Source organism: Bradyrhizobium sp. SZCCHNR3119 (assembly GCF_032487775.1).
In the GTDB taxonomy this organism is placed as follows: Bacteria; Pseudomonadota; Alphaproteobacteria; order Rhizobiales; family Xanthobacteraceae; genus Bradyrhizobium.
Genome location: NZ_JAUEUV010000001.1, coordinates 5,493,833 through 5,509,854, shown reverse-complemented (window position 1 = coordinate 5,509,854; position 16,022 = coordinate 5,493,833). Strand labels below are relative to the sequence as shown.

The 16,022-nt window shown below is 61.4% G+C and carries 22 protein-coding genes and 1 tRNA gene; 21 read left to right on the top strand and 2 right to left on the bottom strand.

Features of this window, described 5'->3' with window-relative positions; translation table 11 throughout:
* Nucleotides 1-2 precede the first annotated feature (2 nt).
* Entirely contained in the window at nt 3-1,205 is a 1,203-nt protein-coding gene (locus QX034_RS25355) for an FAD-dependent monooxygenase (protein WP_315705081.1), read from the top strand.
* Between the two features lie 27 nt (nt 1,206-1,232).
* On the opposite strand, the gene QX034_RS25350 is transcribed toward QX034_RS25355, so the two are convergent.
* The gene (locus QX034_RS25350; RefSeq protein WP_315705080.1) at nt 1,233-1,715 is read right to left on the bottom strand and encodes a hypothetical protein; all 483 of its coding nucleotides are present in this window, start codon (nt 1,713-1,715) and stop codon (nt 1,233-1,235) included.
* 262 nt (nt 1,716-1,977) lie between these two features.
* Here QX034_RS25350 and QX034_RS25345 point away from each other — a divergent pair.
* The 14 genes from QX034_RS25345 to QX034_RS25280 all read left to right on the top strand — a co-directional run bounded on the left by QX034_RS25345 (nt 1,978) and on the right by QX034_RS25280 (nt 9,044).
* Nucleotides 1,978-2,064 (top strand) — tRNA-Leu (locus QX034_RS25345).
* Nucleotides 2,065-2,299: 235 nt separating this feature from the next.
* Nucleotides 2,300-3,502, top strand: coding sequence for a phage portal protein (locus QX034_RS25340; protein ID WP_316195951.1), 1,203 nt, complete (start codon nt 2,300-2,302; stop codon nt 3,500-3,502).
* Nucleotides 3,499-4,185, top strand: coding sequence for a hypothetical protein (locus tag QX034_RS25335; protein WP_316195950.1), 687 nt, complete (start codon nt 3,499-3,501; stop codon nt 4,183-4,185). The genes QX034_RS25340 and QX034_RS25335 overlap by 4 nt, the downstream gene beginning before the upstream one ends.
* On the top strand, nt 4,182-4,496 hold the full coding sequence (locus QX034_RS25330) for a gene transfer agent family protein (protein ID WP_316195949.1): 315 nt from the start codon (nt 4,182-4,184) through the stop codon (nt 4,494-4,496). The genes QX034_RS25335 and QX034_RS25330 overlap by 4 nt, the downstream gene beginning before the upstream one ends.
* Nucleotides 4,497-4,769 (top strand): hypothetical protein, encoded by a 273-nt coding sequence (locus QX034_RS25325; protein WP_316195948.1) that lies wholly within the window; start codon nt 4,497-4,499, stop codon nt 4,767-4,769.
* A gap of 2 nt (nt 4,770-4,771) precedes the next feature.
* Nucleotides 4,772-5,263: an HK97 family phage prohead protease gene (locus tag QX034_RS25320; protein ID WP_316195947.1), complete on the top strand. Its 492-nt coding sequence runs from the start codon at nt 4,772-4,774 to the stop codon at nt 5,261-5,263.
* Between the two features lie 14 nt (nt 5,264-5,277).
* On the top strand, nt 5,278-6,417 hold the full coding sequence (locus tag QX034_RS25315) for a phage major capsid protein (RefSeq protein WP_316195946.1): 1,140 nt from the start codon (nt 5,278-5,280) through the stop codon (nt 6,415-6,417).
* A gap of 14 nt (nt 6,418-6,431) precedes the next feature.
* Nucleotides 6,432-7,019, top strand: coding sequence for a hypothetical protein (locus QX034_RS25310; protein WP_316195945.1), 588 nt, complete (start codon nt 6,432-6,434; stop codon nt 7,017-7,019).
* Nucleotides 7,019-7,360, top strand: a complete 342-nt coding sequence (locus QX034_RS25305) for an HNH endonuclease (protein ID WP_316195943.1) — start codon at nt 7,019-7,021, stop codon at nt 7,358-7,360. Before QX034_RS25310 ends, QX034_RS25305 begins: the two co-directional genes overlap by 1 nt.
* Complete coding sequence (locus QX034_RS25300; RefSeq protein WP_316195942.1) at nt 7,357-7,659, top strand: hypothetical protein; 303 nt, start codon at nt 7,357-7,359, stop codon at nt 7,657-7,659. The genes QX034_RS25305 and QX034_RS25300 overlap by 4 nt, the downstream gene beginning before the upstream one ends.
* Nucleotides 7,634-8,017 (top strand): hypothetical protein, encoded by a 384-nt coding sequence (locus tag QX034_RS25295; RefSeq protein WP_316195941.1) that lies wholly within the window; start codon nt 7,634-7,636, stop codon nt 8,015-8,017. The genes QX034_RS25300 and QX034_RS25295 overlap by 26 nt, the downstream gene beginning before the upstream one ends.
* Before the next feature lie 15 nt (nt 8,018-8,032).
* Complete coding sequence (locus QX034_RS25290; RefSeq protein WP_316195939.1) at nt 8,033-8,314, top strand: head-tail connector protein; 282 nt, start codon at nt 8,033-8,035, stop codon at nt 8,312-8,314.
* A complete protein-coding gene (locus tag QX034_RS25285; protein ID WP_316195937.1) occupies nt 8,302-8,727 on the top strand; it encodes a DUF3168 domain-containing protein in 426 nt (141 codons plus the stop codon). The genes QX034_RS25290 and QX034_RS25285 overlap by 13 nt, the downstream gene beginning before the upstream one ends.
* On the top strand, nt 8,727-9,044 hold the full coding sequence (locus tag QX034_RS25280; protein WP_316195935.1) for a head-tail adaptor protein: 318 nt from the start codon (nt 8,727-8,729) through the stop codon (nt 9,042-9,044). The genes QX034_RS25285 and QX034_RS25280 overlap by 1 nt, the downstream gene beginning before the upstream one ends.
* Nucleotides 9,045-9,049: 5 nt before the next feature.
* Here QX034_RS25280 and QX034_RS25275 read toward each other — a convergent pair whose 3' ends face one another.
* Nucleotides 9,050-9,709: a hypothetical protein gene (locus tag QX034_RS25275; RefSeq protein ID WP_316195934.1), complete on the bottom strand. Its 660-nt coding sequence runs from the start codon at nt 9,707-9,709 to the stop codon at nt 9,050-9,052.
* 101 nt (nt 9,710-9,810) lie between these two features.
* Here QX034_RS25275 and QX034_RS25270 point away from each other — a divergent pair, with 101 nt between their 5' ends.
* From QX034_RS25270 to QX034_RS25245, 6 genes are all read left to right on the top strand, one after another.
* Nucleotides 9,811-10,161, top strand: coding sequence for a phage terminase small subunit P27 family (locus QX034_RS25270; protein ID WP_316195932.1), 351 nt, complete (start codon nt 9,811-9,813; stop codon nt 10,159-10,161).
* Between the two features lie 43 nt (nt 10,162-10,204).
* Nucleotides 10,205-11,731 (top strand): terminase large subunit, encoded by a 1,527-nt coding sequence (locus tag QX034_RS25265; protein WP_316195930.1) that lies wholly within the window; start codon nt 10,205-10,207, stop codon nt 11,729-11,731.
* Nucleotides 11,732-11,734: 3 nt separating this feature from the next.
* Nucleotides 11,735-12,127: an HK97-gp10 family putative phage morphogenesis protein gene (locus QX034_RS25260; protein WP_316195929.1), complete on the top strand. Its 393-nt coding sequence runs from the start codon at nt 11,735-11,737 to the stop codon at nt 12,125-12,127.
* Nucleotides 12,124-12,462 (top strand): gene transfer agent family protein, encoded by a 339-nt coding sequence (locus QX034_RS25255; protein ID WP_316195927.1) that lies wholly within the window; start codon nt 12,124-12,126, stop codon nt 12,460-12,462. The genes QX034_RS25260 and QX034_RS25255 overlap by 4 nt, the downstream gene beginning before the upstream one ends.
* Nucleotides 12,459-14,663, top strand: a complete 2,205-nt coding sequence (locus tag QX034_RS25250) for a hypothetical protein (RefSeq protein WP_316195925.1) — start codon at nt 12,459-12,461, stop codon at nt 14,661-14,663. Before QX034_RS25255 ends, QX034_RS25250 begins: the two co-directional genes overlap by 4 nt.
* Before the next feature lie 109 nt (nt 14,664-14,772).
* Nucleotides 14,773-15,744 carry a hypothetical protein gene (locus QX034_RS25245; protein ID WP_316195923.1) on the top strand — a complete coding sequence of 324 codons (972 nt, stop codon included), beginning with the start codon at nt 14,773-14,775 and terminating at the stop codon, nt 15,742-15,744.
* The last annotated feature ends 278 nt before the right edge of the window (nt 15,745-16,022 follow it).

The following is a 16,022-nucleotide window of genomic DNA, read 5'->3' as shown; positions in this document are numbered from 1 at the left end:
CAGTGGCGCCATCTCGCACCATCTTCGTCGCAGGGGCCGGGATTGGCGGGCTGACCGCGGCGCTGGCGCTCGCGACCAAGGGCTTCCACGTCGTGGTGCTGGAAAAGGCCGAGCGTCTCGAAGAAGTGGGCGCCGGCCTGCAGCTCTCGCCCAACGCCAGCCGCGTGCTGATCGATCTCGGACTGAAGCCGCGGCTATCGGCATGCGCCGTCGTTCCCGAATCGATCGCGATCATGAGCGCGCGGGCGGGCGGTGAGATCGTGCGGCTGCCGCTGGGCGAGGCTGCAAGCCGAGCGGCCGGCGCTCCCTATTGGGTGATCCACCGCGCCGACCTGCAGGGGGCGCTCGCGGCCGAGGCCATGGCTCATCCCGACATCGATCTGCGGCTCGGCTGCCAGTTCGAGGACGCCGCAGGCCACGCCAAGGGCCTGACCGTCGTCCACCGCCGTGGCAATGATCGCAGACAGGACCTCGCGCTGGCCTTGATCGGGGCCGACGGGGTTTGGTCGACTGTTCGACATCATCTGTTTCCGCAGGTCCAAGCTCAATTCTCCGGCCTGATCGCCTGGCGCGGCACGTTGGACGCCAAGCAGTTGCCGCGCGAACTGACCGCAGCCCGTGTGCAGCTGTGGATGGGGCCGGACGCCCACCTCGTGGTCTATCCGATTTCCGGCGGCCGGCAGATCAACGTCGTGGCCGTAGTGCCGGGAACCTGGAATCGGCCAGGCTGGAGCACCGAAGGCAGCGCCGCCGAGCTGATGGCTGCTTTTGCCCCACCGCGCTGGCCAAGCCCGGCGCGCATGCTGCTCAATGCGGTCGGCAGCTGGCGCAAATGGGCTCTGTTCGGCGTGCCCGAAGGCAGCGACTGGGCCGAAGGGTCGATCGCCCTCCTGGGGGATGCCGCGCACGCGATGCTTCCCTTCGCCGCGCAAGGAGCGGGAATGGCGATCGAGGACGCCGCCGTCCTGGCGAAGACGTTGAGCGAAGCGCATCTGGAGGGGCCACGCGACGTCGCCGCGGCGTTGAAAACCTATGCCAAGCTGCGCCGTCCCCGCGTGACGCAGGTGCAGCGTACGGCGCGCAGCCAGGGCCGCATCTACCACATGGCCGGGCCGCTGGCGCTCGCCCGCGACCTCGCGATCAAAGCGCTCGGTCCGGCACGCCTGCTCAAGCGGCAGAGCTGGATCTATGACTGGCGGCTGTGACACCGCCGCGGCGCAAAGGTCGACCGGTCAGTAGGTCGAGCCGTCCTTCGGCAGTGTCGTGACCGGAGCCTCTGGAACGGATCGGCTCCCGGGCTTGGCCGGCTTTACCGACCTGACCGATTTGGCCGCCGTCTTTCCATGGGCGGAGGCTGGCGGAGATGGAGGCGTCTCCTGGCATTGGTTACGCCGCCAAGCCTCTTCGGCAAGCTGAGACTGTCCGCGAACCGCGACGTAGTCGTTGCGATAGGCGAGCTCCGCCACCACGGTGCCGCCTGCCCCGGTTTCCGCCTTTGCCATCAAGCCCTGCAATTCGGCCGAGCGGGACGCGAGAGTCTTGCGTTCGGCCTCGAGCTGCTTGCAATCGTAAAGCTCGTACTTGGCGGGGTCGGCGAAGGCGGTCGACATGCTGTCGCTCATGCCTGCGCAAGCTCCGAGCAAGGGCGCAAGCAGCAGCAGCCCCGCAAAGGGGGCCAACAGGGATGGGGCACAGCGGTATCCGGCGACGGTCATTCCACCTCGATAGTTCATGAAGCTTAAGACATCGTCTCAAGTCCGATCCAAAGGCGCCCGTCCCACAAGGCGCCTGACCAACCAGGCAGCCCCGATCCCAAGTCGCCTCGAAGGCCTGAGCCCGTTCTCAAGCAGGTGCAGACGTCCGGATTGAGGCTTTACCGAGGCGGCCCGGCTGGCTTAAGCATTGCGTGAGCTGCAAGGATGCTAGCAGACCTCATTCCCTTTCGCCGAATGAGGCGCTAAGTCCCTGATCTCAAATGCGGACGTGGCGGAATTGGTAGACGCAAGGGACTTAAAATCCCTCGATGGCAACGTCGTGTGGGTTCGACTCCCACCGCCCGCACCAGCAAAAATTTACCAATAAAATCATTCCATTAGCTTGGGATTATCAGGTCGTTTTGTAGTAGAAATGTGGGTGCGTTTTTGGGGTGATTGAGTTGCGCGCAAAGGAAATTGCTGCGACAATATTACTTGTAGAAGCCGACCTTCTCCGCTGATCGGCGAGAAAGGGCTTTCTCTCAACAAGGGGAACACTGAACCACGCAACCGCGCTCGCGGCTGCGGCAGCCCCCTTTTGTTTGATGCCAATCGCGCTCGCTTCGAAGTTTCGGCAACTCATTGGACTGGAGAAGAAAGGCAGCCTCGCCGCGCCCGAACCGTGGCTGTTTGATCTCTTCGGCGCGCGCCCGAGCAGCGCCGGTATCGTCGTCACGCCGCGCATCGCGATGGAATGCGCGCCGGTTCATTGCGCCGTCCAATTGATCAGCGAGGCGATCGGCGGCTTGCCGGTCCCGGTCTATAAGCGGGCCGTGGACGGCGCCAAGACCGCCGACACGAATCACCCGGCCTATGCGCTGCTTCACGACGCGGCAAACGACTGGACCGCCGCCGGCACCTTCCGGGAGCAGATCACCCGGGACGCGCTCCTCTATCCCTTCGGCGGCTTCGCCTTCGTCAACCGCGTGGACGGCGGCAAGCCTGCCGAGCTGATCCGGATCGATCCAGAGCTGACCCCGGTCAGCGTCACTTACGAAAACAGCGAGCCGGTCTACAAGGTCGGCGCCGATATCATCGATCGCCAGAACCTTTTGCATCTCCCCAGCCCGTCACTCTGCGGCCGCGGCTTGATCCATGAGGGCCGCGAGGCGATCGGCCTCGCCCTGACCCTGGAGCGGCACGCCGGCCGCCTCTTCGGCAACGGCGCACGCCCCAGCGGCGTTCTGGCGCTGAAAGGCAACCTCACTCCGGACGCACTCACCCGAGCGAAGGCGGCTTGGCAAGCCGCGCACGGCGGCACCAATTCGGGCGGCACCGCCGTCATTCCCTCCGAAGCGTCCTGGCAATCGCTCACGTTTACTTCGGTCGATAGCCAATTCCTGGAACTGCGGCAGTTCGCGATCAATGAGATCGCCCGGCTCTTCCGCGTCCCGCCTCACATGCTGTTCGAAATGGACCGCGCCACGTGGTCCAACTCCGAGCAGATGGGCGCTGAATTCCTGATCTACACCCTCCTGCCCTGGATTCGGCGATGGGAAGCGGAGATCGCGCTGAAGCTCTTCACACCCGAAGAGCGGCGCCTTTACGTCGCGAAATTCCAAACCGATCAGTTCGCGCGGCCCGACTATCTCCAGCTGATCGAAGGTCTCGGCAAGGCCGTCGCGGCCCGCATCCTCAACCCCAATGAGGCGCGCGCCAAAATCGACGAACCGCCCTACGCCGGCGGCGAGCAGTTCATCAATCCCGCAATCGAGACAACCGCCGCGGCGAAGGTGCTCAATCCATGATGCGGACAATCTACCTATATGGCGCGCTCGGCGCGGAATTCGGCGAGAGCTTCCGCTTCGACGTGGAGACCGCGGGCGAGGCCCTGCGCGCTCTCAATTGCGCTTTCCCCGGCAAGTTCGTCAAAGCGCTTGAGGGCCGCTCCTATCGGCTTATCCGCGGCGACTTCGATAGGGGCATGGATCTGGATCTCGAGCTGGTGAATGGCTTTAGGCTCGGCGCTGCAGATCTCCATCTGATACCGGTTATCGAGGGCGCATCGAACCAGACCGCGAAAGGCACCACCAAGATCGTACTTGGCGCCGCGCTGATCGGCGGCGCGATCTTTCTGTCCGGGGGCACGCTCGCCACGCCGCTCACGATGGGCAGCTTAAGTATTCCAGGCATCAGCTACGGCACGGTCGCAGCTATTGGCATAGGCCTCGCGCTCAGCGGCGTCTCAACTCTTCTCACCAAGCCCGCTGAGCAAGCAACTTCAAATGACTCGAGCACCATGGGCAGCATCAGCGGCAGCGAAGCTGGCCCGCAAGGCATGGCCATTCCCCTGATCTATGGCGAAGTTCTCGCCCCCGGAATTCCGATCTCTGTCGCATCCGACAATGAAGACATCTCGGTCTACGCGAACTCGGCCGGCTCAATCGAAGCCGCCTTTGGAGACAATCCCTCTCATTGGAGCGGCTCATGAAGCCATTCGTTCAGTTCTTCGGCGATGCCGAATATCAGTTCAAGCTCACACCGGCTACCGTGACCGAACTCGAAACCAAATGCGGCGCCGGCATTCTCGCGATCAGCAACCGCGTGTTTGCGAAGCAGTGCTCTCAAGCCGAGATCACGGAAACCATTCGGCTCGCGCTCGTTGGCGGCGGCATCTCGCCGAAGCGGGCGGCCGAACTGGTCGCACTGTATGCCGCCGAACGCCCCCTTCTCGATTCACACCCCGTCGCAGCCAAGACGCTTGAGCGCTTGCTGTGCGGCAACCCGCGTGAGGAGAAATAAGTGCAAGTCAAGCTCACCGAGAACGGGGCGACAGCTCCGATCCCCTGGAGCGGTGGCCGTGGCACCGCAGCTGCCTGGGGCACTTTCGGCGGCGGCACTGCAGCGCTGCAGATGTCACCGGACAACGGCACGACCTGGATCAATGTCGACAAGGCCGCGGAGACCTTCGTCTCATTCACGGCGAACGGCTCCGGCGGCTTCGAACTCGGACTGTGCTTGCTGCGGTTCAGCCTCACCGGCGCGACCACCCCGGCTGTTTGGTGCTCGATATGAGCATGGATCATCTCGAACTGAAGGCAACGCTTTCGGTCTCTGATGCTGGCGAGATCGTCGGCAACGCGTGGCCTTTCGGCTCTCCGGACAGCGCGAACGACATCATCACCAAAGGCGCCTTTAATCTCGCGGTGCCTGAACTGCCGATGCTCTACGGCCACAATCCGGATGATCTGATCGGCTCATGGACCGATGCGACCGAAACCAACGACGGGCTTGTTGTTAAGGGCAAGCTCCATATGGACCGGCCGCGCGCCCGCGCGGTGCATGGCTTGATCAAGGGCCAGCTCGTCTCCGGGCTGTCGATTGGCTTTAGGACCAAGGCCTCAAGCCAGCAAGGCCGTAACCGCATCATCTCCGCGCTCGATCTCTATGAGATCAGCGTTGTTCGCAATCCCTCGCATCCGCGCGCTCGCATCCTCAGCGCCAAGTCCAACGATACGGCGCGTGCCGTAGCCGATCTCATCAAGCGTTTCACGGCAGCGCTGAACTAAGGAGCAACGTCCCCATGAACATGAACGCCCTCGAATTGAAGGATACCGGCCTCGAAAACGAAGATCCAGCAGCGCAGGTCGGCAAGGCCCTCGAAGAGCTGAAAGCCAAGCTCGAGACCAAGGCCGCGAACGACAACAAGCTGACCGAGCGCCTCGATCGACTCGAGGCCAAGATGAACCGGCCGCAGAATGGGCCGGCGAACGATAACGAGCCGAGGCTTGAAACGAAGGCCTTCAACTCATTCATTCGTCGCGGCGTGGAACGCATGGACCCGCTTGAGGCGAAAGCCCTGACGGTCGCGACGGACTCTGCGGCAGGCTACCTCGCCCCGGAACAGTTCGGTGCAGAGATTCTGAAGGCTCTTCGCCAGTTCTCGCCCATTCGGCAGTATGCGCGCGTCATCACCATCGGCGGCAGCGAGATCAAGTATCCGCGCCGAACGAGCAGCACGACGGCCTATTGGGTCGGCGAGACGGATGACCGTACCGAAAGCGAAACCGCTTATGAGCAGGTTGCATTCGCTCCGTATGAGCTGGCGACCTTTACCGACGTTTCCAATCAGCTCCTCGAAGACAACGCCTACAATCTCGAAGGCGAGCTGTCCTCGGACTTTGCGGAAAGTTTTGGCATCGCGGAAGGCTCCGCTTTCGTGACCGGCAGCGGCACTGGCAAGCCCAAAGGCATCATGAATGCCGCCAGCATCCAGACCATGATCACCGGCAATGGCACCGGCTTTCCGACTTCGGCACCAGCTGACGTACTGATCAACATGTTCCACAAGCTTCCGGGTGTCCATGCTCAGAACGGCGTGTGGCTGATGAACCGCAATACGCTGGGATCGATCCGGACGTGGAAGGACAGCATGGGCCGCTATCTGGTCGTGGACCCGATTTCGGACGGTGCACCGACTACCCTGCTCGGCCGTCCGATCGTGGAAGCGATCGATATGGACGACATCGGCGCGAACAAATATCCGATCCTGTTCGGCGACCTCAAGGGATACCGGATTGTCGACCGTATCGGCCTCTCGATCCTCCGCGATCCCTACACGCTCGCGACCAAGGGACAGGTTCGCTTCCATGCGCGCCGTCGCGTCGGGGCCGACGTGACCAACCCCGACCGCTTCGTGAAGCTGAAGGTTTCGGCGACCTAACTGAGGATCGACCCATGCGGCTCGCAACGGAAGCAGACGTCCATATCGTGCTTTGCTCTCAACTCTTCACGTTGCGGGCGACGCTGCGGGCTGCATTCTGTCTGAATCTCAAATATCGTGGCTTCGCCAAGCTCGCGAAGGCAATCCAAGAAGGCCAGTTTGGCGCCTATCAAGATGTCATAACCGCTGGCTGCAACGATCCCGCCTTCCTCAAGCCGTTCAATGCGCCGGATGCCGATGTCTCGCCATTGGGCGAGGCCATTCTAGGCAGCCGTCACGAACTGCTCGAATTCGTCGCTGTGCTGGCTGGAGCGGCCGGCACGGAAGCCGACGCGAAGCCAGCCGGTAAACCCATCAGCTTTGAAGACTATCACACCCGCCTTTACCAGTTCGGAACGGGCTGGCTCGGTTGGACACCGGAAGACACCTGGGAAGCCAAACCAAGCGAAATCCTCAATGCCTATGAAGGCCGCCTGGACATGCTCAAGGCGCTCTTCGGCACGCGCGAGGATGGCACAACGATCGATGCATCGGCCGGCGAGCTGACCGCAGATATGCGCGCTGAACTGAACGCGATGGGCAGAGCAAGGGGCGGCCGTTAATGCCGATTAAGCCCCCTCGCATCTGTGGCTGCGGCAAGATCGTTCCCGCCAACGTCATCTGCCTTTGCCAGCAACGCCGCAAAGCCGAAGCCGACAAGCGCCGGCCCTCCGCGCATGACCGCGGCTATGACAGCAAGTGGCGCCGCGAGAGCAAAGCGTTTCTCGCCCTGCCCGAGAACCGCTTCTGCGCATGCGGCTGCGGCCGGCTCGCCGATTGCGTTGACCACAAAACTCCCCATCGCGGAGACCCAAAGCTCTTTTGGGACCGCGGCAACTGGCAAGCCCTTGCGAGCTCGCCTTGCCATTCCAGCCGCAAGCAAAGCCTGGAGCGCCGGGAATGAGCGAACAGCAATTGTGGTGCGCTGTGATCCAGCAAGCAATCATCGACGCAACCACCCCGCTCTCGACCACCAAGGCGGCGGAGAGACTCGACCAACTGCGAAGCCGCGATTGGCTCACGAAGCCGAACAAAGACTTCAACGCTGTCTGCGCACTCGCAGGTATGGAGCCGATACGCGTCCGCGCATTCGCAGCCAACCTTATCGCGGACGCGTCGAAGCACGACCGGCCATTGCAAACCCGATCCGCCCAACGCCTCGCCAACAGGAAAGCCAATGGCAGCCCGAACCATCACGCATGACGGTCTCACCTTGACCATCCACCAATGGGCAGCCCGCACCCATCAATCGCCCCAGATGTTGCGCTACCGCTTGAATGCGGGATGGTCCATCGAACGAGCACTGTCCGCCCCGCCGACTTACCGCGGACGAAAGCGCATGCCCAACGCAGAGCAACGGGCCATGCTTGCTGCATTGAATGCCGACGCCAGAGCGCTGCGCCGCGACTTCTATCAGCTCGTCAGGGAAATAGACCGCTCCCTCTCAAGCTTCGCATCTAGGCTGGAGCTGTTGGTTGAGAACGCTACCCCTGGGGTATCAAACGACTTTGCCGAAACCGTCGCCGACCGGGGCCCTCCCGTCGCGCAAGATGGCGTCTAATTGGAGTTTTTTCAGATGATCACCCTCAACGACGTCAAGGCGCATTTGAACATCACGACCGATTTCGACGACGCTTTGATCACCGAAAAGCTCGCAGCCGCGGCGGATTGGGTCGCGAAATACACGGGGATCCCTGCAGACGCGCCGAATATCCCGGCTTGCGTCAATGAGGCCGTGCGCCAGCTTACCGCGCACCTCTTCGAAAACCGGGAAGCCTCGCTGGTCGGCATCACGGCGCAACAGCTCCCGTTCGGCTTCCTGGACCTGCTCGCAAACGAGCGGCAATGGGTGTTTTGATGAGTTTCGAGCCCTCTTTAGAGCTGCAGAAGGCCATCCGCGCGCGCCTATTGGCGAGCGCTGAGCTGATGGCGCTTGTGCCGCCCGATAACATCCTCGACACCAACGGACGCCCCGAGCGCGTCCCCTGCCTCAATATTGGCGAGGGCCAGACCGTCTATCGGCGGTTCGACTCGACTTCCTACGCGACCTTGCATGTCTGGTTCCAGGAGCCCGGCCTTGTGAACGCCAAGGCGGCAATCTCTGCGATCGTCCAGGCCCTCCGCGTCGATGCACAGATCAATGGTGTCCTGAACCTCGACAGCTTCGTCGTCCACGACCTGGCTGTCACCCAAACTCGGTTCATGCGTGACGTGCACGGCTCCTATAGCCATGGGATCGTCACCGTTGCCGGCATCATGAAGGCCAACTGATGCGCGCCGGCAACCTCGATCGGATCATAGAGCTGCAGCGCCGGTCCACCGGGATCGATGCCTGGGGAACGCCTATCGATGTCTGGACCACGTTCGCGACCATGCGCGCGCAGTTGCTCCAGAACGCGACGGACGATCGCGAGGGCCCGCGCGGCAAGACGACCAACGCGGTGTTGACGTTCCGGACGAGGTGGGTTGATGGCGTGACGCTGGAAAATCGTGTCGTCTACCAAGGCAGCCAGTTAACGATCAGCCAGACAAAGGAGGTCGGCCGAAGGGTGGGGCTGGAACTCACGTGTGAGAGGGTCGGGAAATGACTACTCTACTGATGGGCAGCCGCAGGGTTCGAATCTCTTACAAATACGTCCCACAGTTCTTGATCGAAGTGCGGCAAGTAGTTCTCCAAACCTCTCAATTGATTCGCAAAATTTTTAAGCGCCTGTTCTCGCGAGATCAGCCCGAATGGCCTCCTGTAGATATTAATCATCGAAGAAAGCTGAAGGATGATAATCAAAAAGAGAGCTCGGTCATTCGGATCCAACTCGCCGGAAATTTCGCGCAGCGCAAAGTGATCCAGCATTGCGCTTACTTGCTCGCAGCATATCGCAACAATTCCATCCCATTGAGTCTTACCAGCATCGGTATTTGCAGCTTCCGCAATCTGCACCGCACGAAGCAGAGCGGAGGCAGCATGCACCGGCTGAGCGAGAGCAACTACAGCGATGGATTTAGCCTCCGCCTGTGCCTTGACGCGAGCTTCGTCAGGTGCAGCGATCTGAGCTTGAACGGCCCTCCAAGCGATAACCGCGGCTATGAGCGCCACACCTGCCACTATGATGTTGCCCGCAAATCCCAGCCAGTCGGCGGGCCGAATATCGTCTTTGAAAATGAAGGGCACCCCCGCCGACAAAAATGCTGCCAAGACGGTCGCAAGCGCAATAATCCAGACGGGCGTGAGGCCTGGAAGGTTGTTTCTCTCCATGGCGCGAACCTGCCGCGTCCTTCCGTTTTTGTCGAGAGGGCTGCGGCATGAGAGGCCGAAAACCACAACTTACCGCAGACGCAAGCGCGGTCGCAGCCCCGTTGAAGGCATCCTCCTGGCTAAGCAAAGATGCCAAGGCGGAATGGCGACGAGTTATGCCCATCCTTTCCGCACGCCGCATCCTCACCGATGCCGATCTTGGCAGCTTGGAAAGCTACTGCATCGCATCCGGTCAGGTTCGCGAGATGCAGCGAATAATCAAGCGAGAGGGCAGCGTGATCATCACCGATCGCGGCCTCCGCGCGCATCCGGCCGTCCGCATCCAGTCCGACGCGATGACCCGCGCCCGCCTCTTGGCTGCCGAGCTTGGCTTGACGCCCGTTTCCCGCAACCGCCCGACCATGCGAACCGATCAGAACGACGATGACAGTGCATCCGACCTGGGTGTTTGACAGCTCGCCCATTCCGGACCCGCACGGCCGCGGCGAGCGCGCCGTGAAGTTCTTCCGCGCGCTGAAGCATCCCAAGTCGACGGCGCCCAAGCATGCCTTTGAGCTGGCGCCGTTTTGGGAACGCATCTTGCGCCGCATCTATGGGCCTTCGGACGCCAACGGCAATCGGCAGGTTCGGACGGTCTACATCCAAATTCCCCGCGGCGCCCGCAAGACCACCTTCGGCGCCGGCCTGGGGCTTCTGCACGCTTGCGGCCATGAGAAGGTCCCGGGCGGTGCCTGCATTCTCGCCGCGAGCGCAGAGGATCAAGCCGAGCTGGCTTTTGACGAGGCCAAAGCCTTCATCAAGGCGACCCCTGCCCTCACCCGTGCAACCCATATCGTCGACTCCGAGCTGGAGCTTGAACACCTTGCTTCCGGTGCAACCCTCCAGGCGATCCCAGCCGAAGGCGACGTTCAGCAGGGCAAGACGCCCTACTTCGTGCTGATCGATGAATTGCACGTCTGGAAGAACCGGCGCTTGTGGCGAGCGCTCAAGAGCGGCCTGCTTAAGGTGCCGAACACGTTACTCGTGATCATCACCACCGCGGGCCGTGGTCAGGACAATCTCGGCTATGAGGAATACAGCTATGCCAAGAAAATCGCAGCCGGCGAGATCATCAATCGGTCTTACCTGCCGATCATCTTCGAGCCACCCGCCAAGTTTGATTGGCGAGACGAGAAGGTTTGGCATCGGGTCAATCCCGGCCTCAAATACGGCTTCCCCGACATCGTTGGCATGCGGCAGGCTGCCGAAGAGGCGAAAGAGAAGCCGGCCGATCGCGAAGATTTCCGTCAGTATAACCTCAATCAGTGGCTCGACAGCGCGTCGGCGCCGTTCGTTGAAATGGCCGTCTATGATCAGGGTGCGGCTCCCGTTGATCTAGACGCGCTCGCCTCTAAGCCGTGCTGGCTTAGTGTTGATCTGTCCAGCAACACGGATTTGGCCATCGTGATGGCTGCTTGGCCAGATAGTGCCGAAGGCTACGACGTCCACCCGTTCTTTTTCTGCCCCCGCGCCAACCTCCGCGAGCGCGAGAACAAGACCGGCGCGCCTTACGCTCAATGGGAGCGCGATGGACTGATCACAGCCACCGAAGGCAGCGTGATCGATTTCAATGCCATTCAGGCCACGATCGAAGACATCTGCAACCGGTTCAACGTCCAGGAAATCGCTTTCGACCCTTATCTGGCGCGCATGATGCAGTCCGCACTACTGGAAAAGGGATTGCCGGTCGTCGACTTCCGGCAGGTGCCGAGCCTGATGATGCCCGCGATCTCTGAGCTGGAGCGCGCGATCATCGCCCGGCGCTTCCGTCACGGCGGACATCCCGTGTTGCGCTTCTGCTTTGCCAACGCCGAAGTTGAGCGGAACAAGCAACAGCACGCGGTTCGCTTCTACAAATCCAAGAAGTGGCTGAGCATTGACGGCGCGGTGGCTGCAGCGATGGCCGTAAGCCGTGCTGCTGCCGGCGGGACCACCCGCTCTCTCTATGATCACCCCGACGCTGTCGAATTGCTGAGCTGGTAGACTATGGCCGATGATCTTGAAGCCCACTTGAATGCGCTTCCCGAACAACTGCGGGAGAGACTGAGCGACGTTCTCCGCGAACAGGCGTTCCGCCTTTCGGATGCGCAACGGGCGGCACTGCAGAGCTTAGAGCAGGATCCAGAAACCGGCGCTCTGGAGGCGTCTTGCACGGTCGCGCCCGGCGCCAACGAGTTGGAATATCTGGTCCAAGCCGGTGGCGACATGACCACCAAAGAAGTGCGGGAAGGTAGCGGCGTCTCTTATGACTATGCCGAGGCTTTCGAGTTCGGGACCAGTCGCCAGCCGGCCCGCCCGTGGTTCTATCCTACGTACAACGCCATGAAGGACGATATCCGAGAAGCGATCAACGATGCACTCAATGAGGTTCTGAAATGACCGATACTAACCCTTGCGCCCGCGCCGTCACTTGGGGAGAGACAACCTACCCTCTCAACCTAAATCACCCCTGGGTCCGGAGGGTCCTCAGCTTCCGTGGCTTGCCCGGGCACAACGGCAATTCGCCAACTGCCTGCATTTCCCGTTTCGAGAACGGCACGGCAAGCATCGAAGACGTGGAACGCGTGCTCGAGCTCGGATTGATCGGCGCCGGCATGCCGGAACGCGAGGCCGAACGGCTGTTGGACAGCCATGTCCGCGGTTTGCCGCTTGGCGATAACGCCGGCCACGCGATGGGCCTTTTAGTTGCGCTCTATCTCGGGAACCCGCAATGACGACATCCGGTCTCAACATCCCGATCACCGTTTCCGGCTTCGACGACTTCAAAAAGAAGATGTCCGAGACGTCGGCGCTCGCCGGCACGGTCACCCGCACGATCGCCCGGCAAGTCATCAGCATGAACGCCTCGTTCCTGGCTTCGCAAGGCGCGGCCGGTGTGGCTACGCTCGCCTTTGGCCGGTTTCTCGGCTTTCTAGGGCCGATCGCACTCGGCATTACGGCCGTCACTGACGCGTTCAAGCTGATGGGCTATGCCACCGATCTCGCCAAGGCCAAGATTGCCGAATTCAACGATGTTGCAGCAAAGGCGAATTCGGCCGGTGTGAGCGCTGACTTTTTCCAGCGCTTCACCACCTCGGCGCCGGCCGCAGCGCTATCGATTGATCAAGTTTCGGAGGCCTTGCAGCGCTTCAACCAATCGGCAGCAGACAAGCTCGGCGGCAGCGAGATTCAGCAGCGCATGAAAGAGCTGGTAGATGCGGGCAACTTCGCCGGCAACTCCGGTGTTACCGCCTTCGCCAGCGCTACGACGACCGAGCAACGATTGCGGGCCATCGTGAGCCTGATCGATCAGGCCACGACCAAGGGCGAGCGGCTGGCCGCGCTCGATATTGCCGGCCGGGCTTTCGGCGAGCCTGTGGCCGCCGCCTTGAGGGCGAACAGCGGCCTCTTGGACCAGATGATCCAGCGCGCCGACACGATGTCAAATGCCAAGTTGATCTCGCCTGAAGACATCGGCCGGGCAATCGAGCTGAAAGACCGGATGGACGCTGCTCAGAAGATTCTTGCCGAGCGGTGGAAGCCGATTCAGGACGACTTGGCCAAGCTCGGCATGAACTACCATGAGAGCTGGGTGAACATCACCGAGGATCTCGCTGCGGCCGTCGGCTATGCCACTCAGCTCTATACGGCCCTCAAGCAAGTCCCGGATTGGTTTGCCAATCGGATTGGCAACGCGTCCATTTGGAAATCGATCACGGACGCGACGACCACGCCGGAGAGCCGCGCCGCTGCAGAGGCTGCACACGGCATCTCCAGCGATCCGAAAGACATCGGCATGATGGGAGCAAATGCCAAGCTCCGTGCCGCGCTCCAGAACTACGGCAACGTCACCCGAAGCATGCAGGACGCCACCGCGGTTCAATCGGCACTCCGCGGCGATACTTCGAAGGCTCCGAGCGATAAGGCGACCGGCGACCAAGCCGACGCGGTAGACCGGGCAATCAATTCGCTGCGAAAGCACACCCAACAGGTAGAAGCGGACACCAGGGCTGTTGGTCTCGGCGAGGCCGCAACCGCCCGTTTTCGGGCCGAAGCGGCAGAACTCTCGGCAGTTCAGGCGAATGGCGGCAAAGAGACCGCAGCACAAGCCGCGGCGTTCAAAGCGCTGCAGGCGCAAGCTGCAGCCGCGGCGGACGCCCTGGCCAAGGCCAAGGTGAACAGCGACATTTCGTTCGGCCGGCAGACCGCGTTTATGTCGCCTGAAGACGTCCAGGTCGCTCAACAGCTCAAGAGCATCTATGGGAATGACGTGCCCGCTGCGCTCAACAGCAGCGAGGCCGCTGCCATGCGGCTGAACAACGCCCTGAAGGGCACTGCCGATGCCTTCAGCAACTCGATCAACGGCCCGCTCCTCGATTTCGAGACAGGCGCCAAGACCGCGGGCGATGCCATGAAGGATTTCGAGCAGCAGTTCATTCGCTCGCTGCTCCAGATGGTCAACCAGGCGCTGATCGTGAAGCCGCTGCTTTCCGGCCTTAGCGGCCTGTTCGGCTTGGGCGGTTCAGCCTCAACGTCCACGGCTGCGGCGATCCCCGGCTTTGCCAGCGGCACTGACAGCGCACCGGGCGGTCTCGCTTGGGTTGGCGAGCGCGGGCCGGAGCTGGTCCGGCTGCCCAAGGGCGCCGTGGTCTATCCGAACCATGTCTCAATGCAGTTCGCTCGCGCCATTCCTGCCTTTGCCGACGGCGGCGTGATCGGTGGCGGATCGCCAGCCCCGCTGATCGGCAGGGCCGACGGCGGCTCCAGCATCACCATGGGCGACATCCACGTTCATGGGGGAGCCACGAACGGCACCCCAGTCCAAAACCGAGAGCTCGCCGCGATGATCGCCCAGCACGTCCAGGACGCGGCGCGTGCGGCGATCGGACAGGAGCTGCGGACCCAAATGCGGCCGGGCGGCATTCTAAGGCGCTAGGGATCAACCCCGGGCGATCTCGCTATAGTCGACGAGCTGAAACGAAAAGAAATGCCGCCCACCACGGCGATCAAACGATGGTGGGCGGCTAACAAGGAGTCATCCGAACGTGCCGTCGCTCGAATATCTACATAATAGCACAAATCCCGAGACTTCAGCGCCGACGCGCGATATTTCTTCAGAGTCTCCTCGCGACGATTTCGACTTCGATCTGAACCTGGACAACGTCGGCGGTGAGACCGACGAGGAGGTGATTGCCGCGCTCGAGAAGATGGAGGATGAACCCGCATCGGCCGTCGAAAAGCTGTCGAAAAATGTTTCAGCCCCGGTGTCGAAAATTGTTTCAAAGCCGGAGTCGAAAAATGTTTCAGGCACGAAGCGCCGCTCTCCTGAAAATGATAGGAAAACCGTCGCGAAAATGAGGAGCTTTCGGCTGCCCGACGCCGCGGCCGGCGACGGATCTTTAGTTAGCTATCCCTCACCCCCTATTCTGTCCCCTCCCAGCCCCTCTCCTACCCACTCTAAGCCATCAAACGACAACCTTCCCGTCTGGTCTCTCACTGGAGAGCTTGTAACGGCAGTATGCGCCGCGGCGGCTCTCCTGATTGAGGACAACCCCGCTATAGCCTTCACCTTCAATCTGACCCCTGAGGCCATAGAGAACGCCAAACGCGATCCCGCGGGCTTCCTGGACCCGCTGAAGCGTCCATTTGATCAGAACCTCCGGAGAGCCGGGATTGTGCTTCCCTATTTCTTTGCCGTGGATATCGATGAAGACGGCCGTCTTCATCTCCATGGGGCTTTCCGGTATCCGGCCCCAACGCTCTCGCCTGTCCTTACCGACCAAATCAGACGGACCATGAAAACGAGCTGGGGCGAATGGACCAGTCCTGGAAAGCACAAGCAACTACACTTCCAGCCGCTGCGAGACGACGATTGGGCGACCTATTGCCTTCGCAACATCAAGGCCGTTCAGAAAGCGATCGGCCATCCCCGGACCTTCACGATCACGCAGCCGCTTGGACGTGATGCCAGATGGGTCTACGCTGAGTTCCGGCGGATGACGAAAGGGGAAGACTAGGATGTCCTGCACGCAACAGGAGCTTGATGCCGCGCGCGCCGAAGGTGTTCAGCAGGCCTTGGCTGCCATCGACGATGAACTAGCGCGAGCAATGAAAGAGGTTAAGCTCTCGAATGCTCCAAACACGACCTTCGCCGCGAGCAATCGCGATAGGGCAATCTTGCGCGTGAACGTCATTAAGCAGGTTAGAGCTCGGGTCGCTGCTCTATAAGTCAGTCTTGACTTACAATCTTTAATTGTTTCAATGGCTTGACGCGACTCCGCGAATATGAGTCTAT